This window comes from Salinibacillus xinjiangensis (assembly GCF_009649735.1).
Lineage (GTDB): Bacteria > Bacillota > Bacilli > Bacillales > Alkalibacillaceae > Salinibacillus > Salinibacillus xinjiangensis.
In genome coordinates this window covers 454,059-472,510 of sequence record NZ_WJNH01000001.1, presented here as the reverse complement: position 1 = coordinate 472,510, position 18,452 = coordinate 454,059, and the positions used below count along the sequence as shown (strand labels likewise).

At 37.5% G+C, this 18,452-nt stretch carries 14 protein-coding genes; 3 read left to right on the top strand and 11 right to left on the bottom strand.

Translation table 11 applies throughout. The features are described 5' to 3' along the window. Positions 1-49 precede the first annotated feature (49 nt). A complete protein-coding gene (locus GH754_RS02045) occupies positions 50-502 on the top strand; it encodes a YndM family protein (RefSeq protein ID WP_153727057.1) in 453 nt (150 codons plus the stop codon). Between the two features lie 81 nt (positions 503-583). Here GH754_RS02045 and GH754_RS02040 read toward each other — a convergent pair whose 3' ends face one another. The 4 genes from GH754_RS02040 to gltB form a co-directional block, all read right to left on the bottom strand. Next, complete coding sequence (locus GH754_RS02040; protein WP_153727056.1) at positions 584-1,921, bottom strand: alkaline phosphatase; 1,338 nt, start codon at positions 1,919-1,921, stop codon at positions 584-586. A gap of 412 nt (positions 1,922-2,333) precedes the next feature. Next, entirely contained in the window at positions 2,334-3,158 is an 825-nt protein-coding gene (locus tag GH754_RS02035) for an aldo/keto reductase (RefSeq protein ID WP_153727055.1), read from the bottom strand. A gap of 133 nt (positions 3,159-3,291) precedes the next feature. Then, positions 3,292-4,779 (bottom strand): glutamate synthase subunit beta, encoded by a 1,488-nt coding sequence (locus GH754_RS02030; protein WP_153727054.1) that lies wholly within the window; start codon positions 4,777-4,779, stop codon positions 3,292-3,294. A gap of 25 nt (positions 4,780-4,804) precedes the next feature. Beyond that, positions 4,805-9,319 carry a glutamate synthase large subunit gene (gltB, locus tag GH754_RS02025; protein WP_153727053.1) on the bottom strand — a complete coding sequence of 1,505 codons (4,515 nt, stop codon included), beginning with the start codon at positions 9,317-9,319 and terminating at the stop codon, positions 4,805-4,807. Between the two features lie 212 nt (positions 9,320-9,531). Here gltB and GH754_RS02020 point away from each other — a divergent pair, with 212 nt between their 5' ends. Then, entirely contained in the window at positions 9,532-10,437 is a 906-nt protein-coding gene (locus tag GH754_RS02020; RefSeq protein ID WP_153727052.1) for a LysR family transcriptional regulator, read from the top strand. 1,127 nt (positions 10,438-11,564) lie between these two features. Here the strand turns inward: GH754_RS02020 and GH754_RS02015 are convergent. Together GH754_RS02015 and GH754_RS02010 are read right to left on the bottom strand one after the other, a co-directional pair. Next, a complete protein-coding gene (locus GH754_RS02015; RefSeq protein WP_153727051.1) occupies positions 11,565-12,734 on the bottom strand; it encodes a helix-turn-helix domain-containing protein in 1,170 nt (389 codons plus the stop codon). A 66-nt stretch (positions 12,735-12,800) separates the two neighbouring features. After that, on the bottom strand, positions 12,801-13,913 hold the full coding sequence (locus tag GH754_RS02010; protein ID WP_153727050.1) for an AAA family ATPase: 1,113 nt from the start codon (positions 13,911-13,913) through the stop codon (positions 12,801-12,803). Here GH754_RS02010 and GH754_RS20055 point away from each other — a divergent pair. Beyond that, positions 13,822-14,196, top strand: a complete 375-nt coding sequence (locus GH754_RS20055) for a Cap15 family cyclic dinucleotide receptor domain-containing protein (RefSeq protein WP_407690647.1) — start codon at positions 13,822-13,824, stop codon at positions 14,194-14,196. The genes GH754_RS02010 and GH754_RS20055 overlap by 92 nt on opposite strands. A 593-nt stretch (positions 14,197-14,789) precedes the next feature. Here GH754_RS20055 and GH754_RS02005 read toward each other — a convergent pair. The 5 genes from GH754_RS02005 to GH754_RS01990 form a co-directional block, all read right to left on the bottom strand. Beyond that, positions 14,790-15,002 carry an SHOCT domain-containing protein gene (locus tag GH754_RS02005; protein WP_153727049.1) on the bottom strand — a complete coding sequence of 71 codons (213 nt, stop codon included), beginning with the start codon at positions 15,000-15,002 and terminating at the stop codon, positions 14,790-14,792. Between the two features lie 19 nt (positions 15,003-15,021). Further along, positions 15,022-15,363 carry a DUF6220 domain-containing protein gene (locus GH754_RS20050; protein ID WP_407690646.1) on the bottom strand — a complete coding sequence of 114 codons (342 nt, stop codon included), beginning with the start codon at positions 15,361-15,363 and terminating at the stop codon, positions 15,022-15,024. Positions 15,364-15,440: 77 nt separating this feature from the next. Beyond that, positions 15,441-15,935: a hypothetical protein gene (locus GH754_RS02000; RefSeq protein ID WP_153727048.1), complete on the bottom strand. Its 495-nt coding sequence runs from the start codon at positions 15,933-15,935 to the stop codon at positions 15,441-15,443. Positions 15,936-16,069: 134 nt separating this feature from the next. Further along, on the bottom strand, positions 16,070-16,759 hold the full coding sequence (locus tag GH754_RS01995) for a response regulator transcription factor (protein WP_153727047.1): 690 nt from the start codon (positions 16,757-16,759) through the stop codon (positions 16,070-16,072). Next, on the bottom strand, positions 16,752-18,080 hold the full coding sequence (locus GH754_RS01990) for a HAMP domain-containing sensor histidine kinase (protein WP_194841255.1): 1,329 nt from the start codon (positions 18,078-18,080) through the stop codon (positions 16,752-16,754). Before GH754_RS01990 ends, GH754_RS01995 begins: the two co-directional genes overlap by 8 nt. Positions 18,081-18,452 lie beyond the last annotated feature (372 nt).

Here is an 18,452-nt window from a genome sequence, read left to right as displayed (position 1 = left end):
AAATCCTTTTTTTGGGGGTAAAAATATACCCCAAAAGGAGATGAATAAGATGAAGCATGTAAAAGCGATTGCCATAAAATTTATCGCTTGTTTAGGTCTATTGTGGCTTATACTTGGCGGTATATATGGTATCGATTTTGGCGATATTTTTATGATTTCACTTGTTTTAGGAGTGGCCTCTTATTTTATTGGCGACATGATTATTTTGCCACTTACGAATAATCTCATCGCATCCTTAGCTGACTTTGGTTTAGCTCTAGGGTTAATTTGGATTATGAGTGATAACATGACACCTCAGGATAATTTGTTCACACCTGCACTAGTGTCAGCTATTGGTGTAACCATATTTGAATACTTTTACCACAAATACATTGCAAACCATGTACTTCATGAAGACGAGAAAAGAAGCCACTCACCAGCAGGTAACCTACGATATCAAACAGAGAGTTCTGATGAGTTAACAGATGTGATGAGAAAAGCGGAAGAGGAAAATGAAAAATAACCATAAGATGGACAAAACCCCAGTTTATTTTTACTGGGGCTTTGTTACTTATTTAGGGTTGGTATCTCCTGAGCCGAAGTTTTATTTAAGTTTTAAAGCATCTGCAATCAACTTTGGTAAATCCGTATTATCATGAAAACCAACAAAATTGTTGGATTGTGGACCAAAAGCATAAACGGGAATATCTGCTCCAGTATGGTTTGTGCTTGTCCAACCAACAAGAGCATGATTGCTAACCACAGTATTAATAGCTAGAGCTGCATCATCAGCAACTTTAATCGTTTCGATTTCTTCATCAGATAAAGTTAATCCAGTATATGTTTCTACTATTTCATTAACGTTTGAACGCTCCTTATTTAGTTGCGCAGCCATGTAGTCACCAGTAGCTGTAACATTGTGCAGTAAATCTGCATTTACCTCAAGAAAATCATTCGCTCCCGTTGTGATTCCGCCCGTGTCATGATCCCCAGCCACAACCACTAAAGTTTTGCCATCTTGTTCTGCAAATTGGATGGCTTCTTGAACAGCTGCTTCAAACGCTTCAACGTCTGACATCGCCCATGCAGCGTCATTAGCATGTCCAGCCCAGTCAATTTGGCTACCTTCGACCACTAAGAAAAATCCATCTTTATCCTCTTCTAAAACGTCAATCGCTTGATCTGTCATTTCTGCTAAACTTGGTTCATCCGTTTCTCCACGGTGTAACTCAGGAGAAAGAGCTCCACCAGCGAATAGACCTAATAATTTTTCTCCTTTCTCCACTTCAGAATTTAACAATTGGTCACGAGTTTCAACAAATTCAAAATTTTTATCCTTTGCTTTTTTAATTAAATTCAATTCTTCTTGATTTCCATTTTGGGACTTTGGAAGAAAATTATTTTTCCCTCCACCTAAAATGACATCCACGTCACTATCTATTAGCTGTCTTGCGATTTCGGTTTCATTATTTCGGTCGCTGACATGTGTAGCGAATGAAGCTGGAGTCGCATGGGTAATAGTCGATGTTGCCACAAGACCAGAAGATTTACCCTTTTCTTCCGATGCCTCAAGAATGGTTTTTAGTTTATTTCCTTCTGGATCTAGTCCAATTACACCGTTGTTCGTTTTTTGACCTGTTGCCATTGCTGTACCAGCGGCTGCAGAATCAGTTATGTCAGAATTCGCGGAATTTGTTGTAAACATCCCTTTTAGATGCTCATCCCAAACTGCATCATTTCCTTTGTAAGCGCGGTAGTTTGCTGCATAATTTGAACTAAAACCATCTGGAATCATATAAATCACATTTTCTACTTTTCCATTTTCTAGCTTTCCCTTCCCTTTCCCTGAATGGTCAGGTTTAGCGGCATCTACTGAACTCAATCCAATTCCTGAAAAAACGAGTCCTGTACTTAGTGCAACAGCCCCAAATTTCTTAAACATCCAACCTCTCCTTTCAAAATATAACTACACTGGTAGTTTAGTAGATTGATATTAATAATGAGTTAAGTCAGGGTGAAAGTTTGTAAAAAAATGTAATTAGATAGAACTATGACTTTTTTCGTTAAAGGGGTTGGGATTGCTTACTAATGGGTTCATGGTTTTTCATGCTGTTTTAAGGACGTTTACTTCGTATTTTGAGGGGAGGCTTGTCCGTGATACCGATTTCCAAGGACATTTACTTCATTTTTTGCGACGGTTTTGTCCGTGATACTGAATCTCAAGGACGTCTGCTACCTATATTGAGAGCGTCCCGTCCGTGACACCGCTTTTCAGTTAAAGCAGAAAAAACGTTTGGAAAGGAATAAAATCCAATCCAAACGTCTCTATATTGTACGACCTACCTCCAAATTTATTATCGTTTATTCATCTCATTTGGATGGGGGCCATTTCGTCTATCTCGATTGAGTTGATTAATCTGTTCCATTTCCTCTGCTGTAAGCTCGAAATCAAATACGTTGAAGTTCTCTTCTATTCTAGATGGTGTTACAGACTTCGGAATTACGATCGTATTATTTTGCAGATGCCAGCGTAATACTACCTGAGCAGGTGTTTTTTGATGGGACTCAGCAATCTTGTTCACCACTTCATCACGTAACGCTTCGCCTCCTTGATCAAGAGGACTCCATGCTTCCACGAAAATATCGTGCTTTGCACAAAACTCTTTAATCTCATTTTGGGCTAAGAATGGATGGCATTCAATTTGGTTGAGTACTGGTTTTACTTCACATTCATTTAGTAGGCGCTCTAAATGCTCGATTTCAAAGTTGCAAACCCCAATCGCTTTAACCCTTCCATCGTGATACAGTTTTTCCATGGCTTTATATGTATCCACGTAGTCATCAAACTCTGGAGTTGGCCAGTGGATCAAATATAAATCAACATAATCAAGCCCTAAGCGCTCCAAGCTTTCATCAAAAGCACGTAAAGTATTTTCATACCCTTGATCACTGTTCCAAACCTTCGTTGTAATAAACAAATCCTCACGTGGAACAGATGCGTCATGAATGGCTTTTCCAACGCCTTTTTCATTTTGATAAATCATAGCCGTATCGATCGAACGATAGCCTACTTCAAGCGCTTTTGAAACGGCAGTCGTAGCTTGGTCATTTTCAACCTGCCAAACCCCAAATCCCAGCTGAGGCATTTTCACTCCATTGTTTAGCGTTATATAGTTCATCCTACATTTCTCCTTTCATATTCTATTTTTTCTAGAACATTAACAAAAATACCATAAAAAAAGTAGGAATGTCATTTTTCATGAACTCAGTTGGAGCGCAAAAAAATTCCGCCCTATTGGCGGAATTTTTCTTCTATACAACCTTCTTCGTCGCACCTTCTGTTAAAAATTCATGAACCTGATCTGCCACTTCACGTCCCTCGCGGATGGCCCAAACCACAAGACTTTGGCCGCGGCGGGCATCACCTGCCGCATAAACACCTTCTTCGCTTGTACGGTAGTCTTTCATTCCGTCTACAGTCCAGATGCGACCACGTTCATCGGTTTTTAAACCAAAGTGTTCTAATACTTCTTGCTCCGGGCCTAAGAACCCAATTGCAACTAAAACAAGATCAGCTTCCCAAACTTGTTCTGTTCCTGGTATTTCTTTTGTCACTAGCTTCCCATCTTCATAAACTTTTTCCACATTTAACGTATGCAAAGCTTTCACATGACCCTGTTCATTTTGTTCAAAGCGTTGGGTTAATACCTCATACTTTCGCGGGTCTTCCCCTTGGCTTTCGTAACCCTCTTTATACCCATAATCCAATTTAAACGTCATTGGATACTCTGGCCAAGGATTGTCGTCTGTCCGTTCCCCTGGGCTTTCTGGATGCTTACCAAACTGAACAACACGCTTACAATTTTGACGAAGAGCTGTGGCTACACAGTCAGCCCCTGTGTCACCGCCACCGATCACAATCACATTTTTACCCTCAGCTGAAATAGGTGTATTTTTCGGATCAGTTTTAAGCGCCTTTGTAGCAGCTGTTAAATATTCCATGGCAAAATGGATTCCGCTACTATCACGGTTCTCCAAAGGAATATCTCGTGGGTCTTGAGCTCCGGTACACATGATTACCGCATCGTACTCATGATTCAATTCCTCGCGGGTAATATCAACGCCAACCTCTGTGTTACACGTAAACGCAATCCCAGCTTCCTTCATTACATGTATCCGGCGATCGACGGTATCCTTTTCTAATTTCATATTTGGAATCCCGTACATCAACAATCCACCAGGTCTGTCGTCACGTTCAAAAACGGTCACGTGATGCCCCATTACATTAAGCTGCTCAGCAGCCGCTAAGCCCGCAGGACCTGAGCCGACAATAGCCACACGCTTTCCTGTCCGACGTTCCGGAACTTTGGCTTGAACCCAACCATGATCAAATCCTCGTTCGATAATCTCGTTTTCTATTGATTTTATCGTAACTGGATCATCATTAATCGCTAATGTACAAGAACCCTCACATGGAGCAGGACATACTCGCCCAGTAAATTCCGGAAAGTTATTGGTTTCCTCCAAACGCGCAAGTGCCTCCTGCCAGTTTTCTTCACTCACCAATTCATTCCATTCTGGGATAAAATTATTGACCGGACATCCGACATAAGCACCATCCCACTCTGCACCTGTATGACAAAAGGGTGTGCCGCAGTCCATACAGCGTGAGCTTTGACGTTTCAGCTCATCGTCGTCAAAACGAAGAACATATTCTTGAAAGTTCTTGATACGCTCTATGGGGTCACGAACTTCTTGGTCTTTTCGGTTAAATTCCATGAACCCTGTTAAATAACCCATTGATGTTCCCCTCCTTTTGTCATTGTTATTGCACCACTTTTTCCTGTTTGGAGCTTTCGTCACTTGTCGAAATCGCTTTATACTCCTCAGGAATGATTTTCACAAACTGATCTACCGCTGTTTCCCATTGATTTAGGATAAATTCTGCACGCTTACTTCCTGTATATTGTACATGCTTGAGTAACAGATCTTTAACCTCATTTTGTTCATCTTGGTTATCAAGCTTTTCAAATAAAACAAGCTCTTTATTACATTTCTTTTTCACTTCTTTGATATCGTTAGCCCAAATGTAGGCAATTCCACCTGACATTCCAGCGGCAAAATTTTTACCAATACCACCGAGTACGACAACACGACCGCCTGTCATATATTCACAACCATTGTCGCCAACACCTTCAACAACAGCACGTGCGCCACTGTTCCGAACAGCAAAACGTTCACCTGCACCACCATTAATATAGGCTTCACCGCCTGTAGCTCCAAATAAAGCAACGTTACCGATAATAACCTCTTCCATACGATGTAAAGCGGCAGGTAAATTAGGTTGAAATATGATTTTTCCGCCGGATAATCCTTTTCCGACATAGTCGTTTCCATCGCCTTTCACACGCATCGTTACACCACGTGGAACGAAGGCACCGAAGCTTTGACCGGCTGCACCAGTAAATCGTAGGTCAATTGTATCCTCAGGTAATCCTTCCTCACCATAACGTTTAGACACCTCATACCCAAGTGTTGTTCCAACGGTTCGATTCGTGTTTTCAATCGGTAAATCTAGCTGAATCGCTTTACCATTTTCTAATGCCTGATCCAATTGTGGAATTAGCTCAGCTTCATCCATATGGCGTTCATCAAAAGCGTTAATTTCTGGACGTTCATTTCCTAGCCAACTTGCATCTGTTGAATGCAACAGCGGCTCTAAATCTAGCAGTTTGGCCTTTGGATGGTCTGCCTTCTTATGACTCACCTTTAATAAGTCCGTACGCCCAATCAATTCAGCCAATGTTCGCACACCTAGTTGTGCCATAATCTCACGCATTTCCTCTGCGACAAAACGCATGTAATTCACAACGTGATCGGCCTGACCTGCAAACTTGTCACGTAGCTCTGGATTTTGAGTCGCAATGCCAACAGGGCACGTGTCTAAGTGGCAGGCCCGCATTAGAATACATCCTAGAACAACCATTGGTGCGGTTGAAAAACCGTATTCTTCTGCCCCAAGTAAGGCTGCCTTAATCACGTCACGTCCTGTCATGAGTTTCCCATCTGTCTCCAACCGGACACGCTCACGTAAACCATTTAAAACTAACGTCTGGTGGGCCTCAGCTAGACCTAGCTCCCATGGTAGACCCGCATGACGTATACTCGTTTTTGGTGAAGCACCTGTACCGCCTTCATAACCACTGATTAAAATGACATCAGCCTTCCCCTTCGCAACACCAGCTGCAATCGTTCCAACACCTGATTTCGCAACAAGCTTCACATTTAAGCGAGCATCTGGGTTCGCATGCTTTAAGTCATAAATTAATTGTGCTAAATCTTCAATCGAGTAGATATCGTGGTGCGGTGGTGGTGAGATTAACCCAACACCCGGTGTCGATTTCCGAACTTTAGCAATCCAAGGGTGCACTTTTTTGCCTGGAAGATGACCACCTTCACCTGGCTTAGCCCCCTGTGCCATTTTGATTTGAATTTCATCGGCATTCGTTAAATAATAGCTCGTAACACCAAAGCGACCAGAGGCAACCTGTTTAATCGCACTTCTTCTAAAGTCACCATTCTCATCCGGTGTAAAGCGATTTGGATCTTCCCCACCCTCACCGCTATTACTTTTACCACCAATACGATTCATCGCTATCGCCAAAACCTCATGTGCCTCTTGGCTGAGTGCCCCATATGACATCGCACCTGTTTTAAATCTCTTCCATATATTTTCTACTGGCTCAACCTCTTCAATAGGAATTGATTTAGATTCATCAGCCTTAACATCTAACAAGTCGCGTAAGAATGTCACTTTTTCACCTTCGACAAGCTCCGAAAACTTTTGATACATGGTTTTACTATTCATGCGTGCAGCATGCTGAAGCGTATGAATCGTTCTCGGATTAAATGAGTGATACTCCCCATCATGACGCCATTGCATATCGCCACCAGATGGTAATGTCGAACGACTTTCATCATAAGCAAGACGATGACGAGTTAATGACTCTTCCGCAATGGTTTCTAAACCTATGCCACCTAACTTTGATGACGTACCATAGAAATATCGGTTCACCACATCCCGATTCAGTCCAATCGCTTCAAACGTCTGCGCACCACGATAACTTTGAATGGTTGAAATTCCCATTTTCGACATCACTTTGACAATTCCGGATGTTGCTGCATCACGGTAGCGATTAATCGCTTGTTCATAATGATATTCCTCTACATATTGGTCTTCCACTAGCTTTTCAATCGTCCGATAAGCTAGGTAAGGATAAATCATATCAACGCCAAAGCCAATTAAAACGGAAAATTGATGAACATCACGAGCTTCAGCTGTTTCTAAAATTAAACTCGCTTTCGTCCTAAGACCTTTACGAACCAAATAATGGTGTAAGCCACTTACGACTAATAATGAAGGCATCGCTACACGTTCACTTGACGTATCACGGTCCGTTAGCACGATCATGGAAACACCTTGTTCAATCGCTGCCTCAACCAGTTGGAATAAAGACTCTAACGCGGACTCCATGCCAGCAGCCCCACGCGAGGTCGGATAAGTCGTTGAAAAATTCTCAAACCGGAAATCACTTCGACTATTATGAATCACCGCATCAAATTCATGCTTTGTCAAAATCGGTGTATAAAGCCGGATTCGTTTACAATGCTCTGGACCATCCTCTAAGAAATTATGACGTGGACCAAGATAGGAAGTAGTAGAGGTCACCCCTTTTTCACGAATAGCATCAATCGGCGGGTTCGTCACCTGGGCAAACAATTGCTTAAAGTAGTTAAACAACAATTGAGGTTGTTCCGATAAAACGGCCAGTGGTGTGTCATTTCCCATAGATCCGATTGGGTCTTTTTTTTCGGTGACCATTGGCAAAATATTTTTCATGACTTCTTCCTTCGTATACCCATTGGCTAGTTGAAATTGAAGAAGCTCATTTTTTGTTAATTCCTCGGAATAATCTTTTTCCTTAAAGCCTTTTAATTGAACTTGTGAATCCTTTAACCACTCACGATAAGGAAATTGGGTTGCGATTTCATGTTTAATGTCCTTATTAAACAATACCTTATGCTTTTCCAAATCAACTAGAATCATCTCGCCCGGAGCAAGTCGTCCCTTTTGAACCACTTGCTCCTGTTCGATATCCACAACGCCTACCTCAGAAGACAACACAATACGATTGTCCTCTGTAATGTAATAACGTGCTGGACGTAGCCCATTACGATCAAGTGAAGCTCCGATTTGCTTCCCATTAGTATAAGCAATCGCTGTTGGACCATCCCACGGCTCCATAATGGTGCTTAAGTATTCAAAGCATGCACGCTCAGGATCCTTCATTTGTTCATTTAAATCCCAAGCCTCTGGCACCATCATCATCGCTGTTTGTGACATGGAACGGCCATTGGTTACTAAGTACTCAAATGCCTGATCAAGCATACCCGAGTCACTGGAGTCTTCATCAATAATAGGTAGTAGCTCCTTGTGACGATCCTCATAAATGTGAGAAATCGCCGCTGTTTCACGTGCCTTCATCCAGTTGACATTTCCTGTAATCGTATTAATCTCACCATTATGCATTAACATACGGTTTGGATGTGCTCGCTCCCACGATGGAAACGTATTGGTACTATAACGTGAGTGCACCATACCAAATGCTGTTTTAGCTCTTGTATCATTTAAATCTAAATAAAATTGATCCATTTGTTCAGGCGTCAGCATTCCCTTATACACAATGGTCTCTGGGGAAAGACTTGCAAAATAAAATGGACCCTTTTTAAGCTCTTCCATTTTTTGAATACGCTTTTCAATAATACGACGAATTAAGTAAAGAGATTGCTTAAATTTTTCAACAGAATTCGCTTCTTGAGGCTTTTTAATAAAAACCTGACGAATGTAGGGCAATGTTGATTTGGCCGTCTCGGACAGAATGGACTTAACAACCGGAACCGTTCGCCAGCCGATTAATTCGTGCTCCTCCTCATTAATCACCTGTTCTACCACGGATTCAGCCTTTTTTCTTACATGCTCCTCCTGTGGTAAAAACAGCATACCAACTGCATATTCTCCTTGCTGTGGTAGCTTTTGATTCCACTGTTCACGATACAACTCATCTGGGATTTGCATCATAATACCTGCACCGTCACCTGTATGGTTATCTGACCCACGACCACCACGATGCTCAAGTCGACAGAGGATCGTGATTGCATCTTGAATCATTTGATGGGATTGTTCACCATCGATACTGGCAATAACGCCAATGCCACACGCATCACTTTCAAACTTGGGATCATACAATCCTTGCTTCACTGGGAGTCCTGTTTGAATCATTGTTTCACCCCATCCTTTCTATAGAAGAAAAAAGAAACTCGCTAAATGCCAGAGTTCCCCCTTTTCCTTTACCAACTTCAATTTGTTTAAAAAATGTTAAAAGTTCGACAATGAGATATATTAATCTTATAATTTTTCTGTTATGCTTTCAATATATATATTCGATACTACTAATCGCAAAATGATATAATGGGTATATAAAGGGTGATATGATGGAACTTAGACAAATTAAATATTTTATAAAAGTGGCCGAATTAGAGCATGTGAGTGAGGCAGCTGCTGAATTACACGTCGCCCAGTCAGCTGTAAGTAGACAAATTGCCAATCTAGAGATTGAACTTGGAGTCAAGCTATTTTTACGTGGGGGCCGGAAAATTAGTCTAACACCGGTTGGAGAAATATTCCTTGAACATGTAAAAAGGGCCATGCTTGAATTTAATAAAGCAGAAAGAGCGATTTATGAATTCTTAAATCCTGAGAGTGGCACCATTCGACTCGGTTTTCCAACCAGTCTAGCCGCTAAAACACTGCCGAATGTGATCTCCGCATTTCGAAAAGAGCATCCACAAATCGGATTTCAGTTGCATCAAGGAACCGTCAGCGAGCTAACAGATGCGGTAATTACAGGGCAAATCGATATAGCTTTTGTCTCCCCTGTGCCGTCAAACCATGAGGATGTTGAAGGCCATATCTTCTTTACTGAAAAAATGATGGCCCTATTACCAAATAATCATGAACTTGCTAATGAATCTCATCTACGTTTAGGACAATTAAAAAATGAACCTTTTGTCATTTTTAGGCAAGGCTATAATATACGCGATATCATTATGAAGGCTTGCTCACAGGTTGGATTCCAGCCACGAATTGCCTTTGAAGGAGAAGATGTTGAAACCATCAAAGGACTTGTTTCAGCAAACCTCGGGGTTAGTTTACTTCCTGAAATTACATTAACTGACCTTCCAATACGAGATGCGAAACCAATCAAAATCATAGAGCCAAACGTCTCCCGTACAGTGGGAATTATCTTGCCATCGAACCGAGAAGTTGCTCCTTCAGAACAGATCTTTTTTGAATTTTTACAGTCTTATTATGAGAGGTTGAATAATTTTGGGTATTGAGAACGATTAGGCACTCCTATAGAGAGGTCATTTTTGGCAGATGACCCTCTATAGTTTTTTTGTATTAGGCGCAACAATTAAAACCTACCCAACCAAAACAAATGTTCCCTTTTAGGCTGAATTTTTATATAATAAAATTATTAAATTAGTGGGAGGTTTATAATATGAAAGATTGGGAATCTGTATATCTTGCGGGTATCAGTTGATGGAGAAGGAAGTATCACTTTAACAAGGATGCATGAAAAAAACATAGAAGGCCAAGTATAACAGTTGCATCTACGGATGTAGAACTTCTAATTTATATGCAAAGTTTAACTAATGGAAATATTTATGAAAAGAAGAATTATAACCCTCAAAATCACAATAACTCCTTTACTTTAAATATAAAAAAGAAAAAAGACGTTTTCTTAACTTTGGAACATGTTTATAAATACCTGAGAGTTGAACAGAAGAGGAAACGTGCAGAGTGGATTTTAAAAAACTATAACATAGTAACACCTAGGAACGGCAAATACTCATCCTCATTACTAAATAAGAAATTAGAGTTCGAGAAGCAATTTTTTCTATTTTAGGTTAAAAAATGTGACGTAAACCATATAATTTCCACAGAATAAAGCATATTCTTTCCAACCGTTGTTACTAAAGGGCTAAACCATTTAATGTTTTAGATTCACCTTGAAAATACAAAAAAAAAGAAAATTCCAACTAAAATAAGGTCAGAATTTATATTTTCGGAAACGTTACAGTTTATTTTTTTATTTCAGGAAATTTTATGCTTTACCGCTTTTTTTCAGCCAAATCATACCCCAAACAAATTGCAGTGCTTTTTCGAAAATCATTAAAAACCTTTTGACGGAAAATGTTTGGATCAATATCTGGATTTCTTTGGGTTATTTTTGCCACACTAGGGTAACTTCCTTCTTCATTTAATTCATAAATGACTTTTAAAAATTGGGACTGAGTTTGTTCTATGCGTTTTCTTTTATTTTCACTAATATAGTTTGAGTACCTAGTTGATATTTCATGACATAATATTGGGTGATGTCTTTTTGCAATTTTATATGATATATCATTATCAACTAAGCATTTAATTAAACTTTCTGGCTCATCTTTTATTAAACTTTTTTCTAATACTTCTTTAATTTTTTTTGTACCTGTTTATCCTGTTGGTTTTTGCAAGATAAATACTTATCCCTTATTCTCTTACCCAAAATTGGGTAATTCCAGTATACGTATTTAGAAGTAACCCCTAATTTATTACAAATTTGCTCCAGGCTCCTTGGTTTCTCTTTTTTTATCTCGTTTAATAAAGTACTACAAACCTTTTCTTTTGTAACCTTATTTTTAAATACATCTTTATTAATTAAAAACTTGTGGTCCAATATGTCACTTTCTACTGAGAACGAGAATAGCTCGTCAATTGTGCAGTCAAGTTTTCGACAAATAGAAACCAGTGCTTCTGGACTTGGAATATGACGATTCTTCATCCAATCAATTAACTTTTTATATCTTACATCTAGAAACTGAGCAAAATCTATCACCCTACCGATACTTATATTTTCCTTTATCTTTGGAAGTAACAAGCTGATAAAGTTTTTACTTGGGAAAGAAATTCGTTCAGGCCCTGACTCTAATAACTTTTTATAGTTTTCTATTAGAAAAAGTTCATCTCTTGATAAGAAACCTTTTTTATTAAATGATTCACTTTCTCCTAACCATTGATAACAATACTGACAATGCCCTACTAATAAGTTTCTATGAATAAAAGCCAATTTTTTGCCGCAGTTAGGACAATGTTCCTTTAGGCTTGAAGAATGGATCTCGCATTTTTCTATATCTGATACCAACCAAATCAATGGTTCATAAAGGGGTTTTGATTCTTTTCTCCATTCTTCCAGACAAACTGGACACCACCTCTTGTTCTTTACAACTATATTCTTTGAAAATATCCCTTCCCAATTTTTAAAGGTTAAATGTTCGATATCATTCCTTCCAGTTAATTTTTCTAGTACATTTATAAACTCTCGATTTATTGTACTTATGCCATTAATTAGATAATAACGATTAGGTGAAAGCCTCTTAGAAAACTTATCTTTTAGATAAGTAGATTCTAAACGTGGTCCAATAGTTTCATTTAAAAGAGTTGTAATATGTACATTATGATATATTGCTAGTCTCGATATATAACTAGATAAGCTCTCTACATATGATGTTCCGAGACCAATAGGCTCTATTCCACAAAGAACACTTCTCGGTTTAACCTCATTTATTTTTCTCTTAATCAACTGGTCAATCATGTTTTATTTCCCCACATTAACATTTAAGGGTTAAGACCATAAAAGCCTTAACCCAAATTTTTCTCTCTATAAATTACCTACTTTATTTCGAACCGGATTTGGTATACCTGGTTTTTTATTATTTGTATTACGCTTTTTGGATGAATCTTTGGCAGACTGAGTATCTCTTGAATCCTCTTCAAGTTCACCTCTGTATAATTTTCTAATCATTTCCCCGAGTCCTTCATTTTCTAAAAATTGCATTTCTCCATGAACCGCTTCTGAAGCTAGCCTAAATACTTTCTTTAGACTTAATGCATTCTGTTTCAGATGATCCATAGTCACTGTATCAGCATTTTCTCTCAATGCTTGATTTAAACTGCGTTGTAACCACTGCTTTAAAATTCCAACACATCCAATGCTATTCTCATAAAGATATTGAGTATGTTGCACTAACTGAGGTTCAATTGAAACTGGGATTAATTTTTGAAACGAATTTATGCAACCTTTAAAAAAATTCATATCTTTTTTGTCCTGATTATCATAGCGGGGAAAATGAATCTCCTTTACTCGACTTGTCAGTTGACCATCAAGATTAATCATAGTATTCAAATCATAAGTACCAAACATAACAAATACAGTTCCTGCCATATTAGAGAGGGATTTAATTGAATTAAATTGTGTTATTAAAGCATCTGATCCACCTCCAATTTTGAAGAAGTGCTGAGCTTCATCAATTAAAAAAGCTTTTGTTTCACGATGGTAAAAAACTCTCTCAATAGATTGTCTCAGCTCTGGTGAAGTGTTACTGTCAAAAGGACTAATGCTTTTTGATTTCTTTTTGTTCATTAAGTCATTAAGGTTAACTTTATATTCAACCATTTCTTCACTCATTGCTAATAAAACTCTCTTATAAAAGTCCTTCCAGTTGAATTTTCGACTATCAGGATTAGGCAACTCCATACCAGAAACAGGAATAATGGATTGATTTTCAGACATTTCTTTATTCATTTGTTTATTGATTTCATCTATTATCTCAAGTATCATTCTTGACTTCCCAATTCTTGATGGGCCGATCACCATTATAATGTTATAATTTTGTTCCTTAATTTTAACACCAAATTTAATTGGAACTTGGAAGGGGAATTTTCGTTCTTCCTTTTTTGAATTTAAGGATGAATTTCCAGCAGAGTTAATCATTGAACAAACTTGGACAGAAATCTGTATTCAGGGGAAGTTTAGACACTCCAAATCATCAAGTTATACAACATCTATAAAAGTACGAGATGGGGCCAAAGTCAAACTTTTTTATTCTTATCAAAACGAAAAGAACCCTGAACAATCTAATAAACCTTTCTCAGATCATAAAGGGTACGGTTCTTTGATTATAAATGAGAAGGAACAAAAAATAGAAGGATATTATTTTAACAATCCTTCAAATAATAATAACCATGGAATATTACATCTCACAAGAGTTTCCTAGCTACTTATATTATTGAATAATAATATAATCATAAACACTAATATATAAGGTTTTAAGTACCTTATATATTAGTGCTTTTTATTTCATTAATTATGAACCCAAAAATAACAACGTTAAATCTATAGCTTAACGCTGTAAAAATCACTGAACTATTCACGATCCCTAATTAGCTTGATTACAGCAGCAAGTATGTGCCATCTCTGCCAAGTTTTTCACCCCAGTTTCCACAAAATTCACCATTTGTTGTCAACGGGTTTACCAATATAAATACTCCAAGGATTTTGAAGGGAAAAAGCCTATTTCTCTTTATTTTCACCGAGGAATTAGGCTTATGGTCTTCCGCAATGCGCCCGATTGTGGAATATCATTTTTTTATTGAATAGTATCTTTGTACTGCGCAGCAAAAGTTTATGGTAATAAAAGGAAAAAATAAAGATAGGCAATAAATCACTTGCTCTTGGAAGAATTGCAGAATGTTTTAATGTATTTACAAATCAGTGAATAAAATAATGAATATATTCCATTATTAACAGTTAAATAAAGTGGTTGTATGATCAAAATACAAATGGTTATGGCCATACAACCAACAAGACTTACTTCTTTAAAATTTCTTTAAGATCATTATATTCGTCAACAGTAATTTCACCTTTTGCTAGACGATTATTTAATGTAGTCAATGCAAGATGATTATCTTGATAACACAAGCCTTTTCTGCGTTTCCACAAAATAATATTCGTTATAATCAAACCAAAAAGTAAAAAAGTAAAAAAGATGCCGAATGGGAAAAAGTAACCGAATTGATGCATTGTAATCCTCTCCATTTCATTAATTTTTCTTCATTTTAACTAACTTGACTGCTGTACTTGCTGTGACCAAAGATCTCCAAAAAAGCAGAGATGCTATGACTAGGTGGAATGCCGGTAAATAGGGAATCGATCCCGAAAAGACAATTGTGATATATTGCAGTACTATCATGAAATAAAGTGCTAAACATTGCCACCGTAGTGTTTTTAGAGTTTTACTAAAGAAAGACAATACGAACAAGATAAGGGGGATAAATTCAAAAAAGTGAATAAAGTTAGTGTGATATCCCCAATTGCCTTGAACGAAAAGGCCCATTCCCGCAAAAAATATTTGAATGATAATACTGATGAAAAACAGTATCACTAAAGAAACAAATATGAAGCTAATTATTCGATTGCGGTCTGATCGTAATTCATGTTTCACAATATTCCCCTCCTTTTTTACTTAGATATTAACTGTCTTCTTCCCCAAGGTTTAAAGACTGAAAGGACAAAAATGAGAAGTAGTGAAATAAGTTGAATGATAATCCCAATCCAAAGGTTTAATTGGACGATAGCTATATTTGTTATTATTTCTGCGTTAACAAGCTGAACTAATGCCTGATTTGTCCACGCACTCATTCCCCAAATATTCATCCCTAATAATAAGAGTGTCAGAACCTCTTTTACGATGATCCAGTAATATTTGAATAACCCCCATTTCGTCCAAATTGATAGGCATATTCCGGTGACTGTCGTAGCAAATGTCGATGCTTTCACGGATGTATTAGACATTAGATGCATGACTTGATAACAAGCTTCCACAAACTGTCTATTTTCAGTTGCAGAAGCAGAAATACTTAAAATCAAAAAGGTTATCATATTACCAAACATAATGGCTCCAAAAAGTATGTGTAACGTTAACAACCATTTTTTTGAAGTCATGGATAATTTCATTAACTCACCTCACTTGTTACCCACAATTAAAGGATAACAAGGAGATATAAACCCCCTCTAAACCATTTATAAATTTTTTATAAACAAAAAGGAAAATAAAAAAACCACCTTTAAGTGGTTTTTTGTAGTACATATTATCCTTTGAAACGGTACCCTGACCCCCAAACAGTCAAAATATACTGTGGATTATTTGTGTCCTCCTCAATTTTTTTTCGGATCTTTTTAACATGGACAGCAACTGTTGCATGGTCTCCCATCGAATCAAGTCCCCAAATTTTTTCAAATAAGTGTTCTTTTGAAAACACCTGGTTAGGATGTTGGGCAAAAAATACAAGCAGATCAAACTCTTTTGTTGTTAATTCAACTTCTTTTCCATTGATAAAAGCCTGTCTAGACAATGTGTTGAGATGAAGGCCTCGAATATGCATTTCTTCTTTCGGTGTATCCTGATGAATTAACCGATCATATCTAGTTAAATGTGCTTTTACTCTCGCAACTAATTCAGTTGGGCTAAATGGTTTCACAATATAATCATCAGCACCTAATCCAAATCCACGTACTTTGTCCACATCTTCATTTTTAGCTGTGACCATAAGAATAGGGATATTGGATTTATGACGTATTTTTTTACATAGATCAAAGCCGTTCATAGAAGGGAGCATTAAATCGAGTAAAATTAAATCATAATGATTTCTCATAACTGCTTGAAGACCACTATCTCCATCTGAGAATATGTCTACATGAAAGTTTTCAATTTCGAGAAAATCTCGTTCTAATTCAGCGATGCTTTGATCATCTTCTATGATAACTATTTTTTTACTCATCTTGATTCCCTTTCTTCCCTAGCTTTTTTAGTGTAAAGTGAACACTCAGCCCACCTTCACTTCCACTTTCTGCCCAAATTTCACCACCATGAATCTCAATTATTTGCGAAGCGATTGCTAGCCCAAGACCACTTCCGCCTCGATGTCTTGCATGATCGCTTTGATAAAACTGATTAAAAATAGCAGAAAGATCTTTGTCACTTACGCCCGGACCGTTATCACTAATCATTATTTCTACGAATGGATCTTTATCTTCAATTGAAACGTCGATTTGACACAGATTTTTATCCATATATTTTACACTGTTGTATATAATATTTGCCAGGACTCGAATTAATTTATCTCGATCTAATAGAACTGTTGAGTTGACATCATCTGCAGCGAATGATAGATTAACATTTTTCTCTAAAAGCTCATCGTCAATTTCATCAAGGAAATCCTTTACGAAATCCTTTATGTTAACCTCTTCAAACGTAAAGGGTAGTTTGTTTAAATCTAATGTAGAGTATAAAAAGAGTTCCTCTATTAAACGATTCATGTAGCTTGCCTTAGCATGAATAGTCTCTAGATAACGATCTTGTTTAGCTGCTGTATTGGCAACACCGACCTGAATCCCTTCTACATATCCAAGAATCGAGGTGATTGGTGTTTTTAAATCATGTGAGATGTTAGCGATTAATTCCTTTCTATTTTGTTCATATTTATCCCGTATTTCTAGTGATTCTTTCAACTGTGATCGCATCGCGTCAAAGGTTTGAACTAATTTTCCTAATTCATCTTTACTCTTAGGTTTTATGGAAAAATTAAAATCCCCTTTACTGATTTTAGAAGACGCATCGGATAGTTGTTTAACAGGGCGTAAAATACTTCTCGATACAAAATAAGAGAGAAGTACGTTTGTTAGCAATAATATAAGAAGTAGACTTACAAAAATAATTGGGAAAAATGTACGTGCGAAAGTGACAAATGAATCTGAGCGACTTAAGAGAAAAATGGAACCTTCTGAACCATCTTTAAAGTAAAAATCATGTTGTCTAACCGAATATTGCTCATTTCCAAACCATGCGACGGGATCATAACCTTCATTAGCAAAAGATGGAAGATGTTCATACGTTAAACTTTCTTTGTTCTTTAGTGGATACAGAATTTTTTTACTCTTACGAACTATTATCATTCCATTCGACTGTTCTGCTAGTTCATCAAGGAATTTTTTGTCGTATAACTTCTCTTCTTCTAAGGAAGCTATCTTTATCAGTGAATTTGATAGTTCAGCATCTCCCTCTGTAGATGACATCCATCCATTTCTAAAATGAGTAGACATTTGACTACCACCTAATGTAATGTTCAAAAGGATTATAATTAATATCATCATAACGATTGGGAGTAAAACCATTATTGCATTGGATATAAAAAGCCGTTTACGGATTGACATACCATTCTCCTTTTAAATGAGTTATTCCTATATAATAACTCATTTAGATAAACCGATTCTAAACAAAATATAAAGTTTTTATAAAAAAATGGTGTATAAAATTAGTGAAGTGTATTGGGAATGGAAATTATAGAGAGGAACGTATTAGTTCCTAACGTTTTGTTGGGGAAAATTAATCTGACGAATAAACTAGTCACGTTTCGTTTAGCTCAGAAGACATTACAAGCCGAGTTCACTTTGCTGAGAATTAAGGCGGCATCT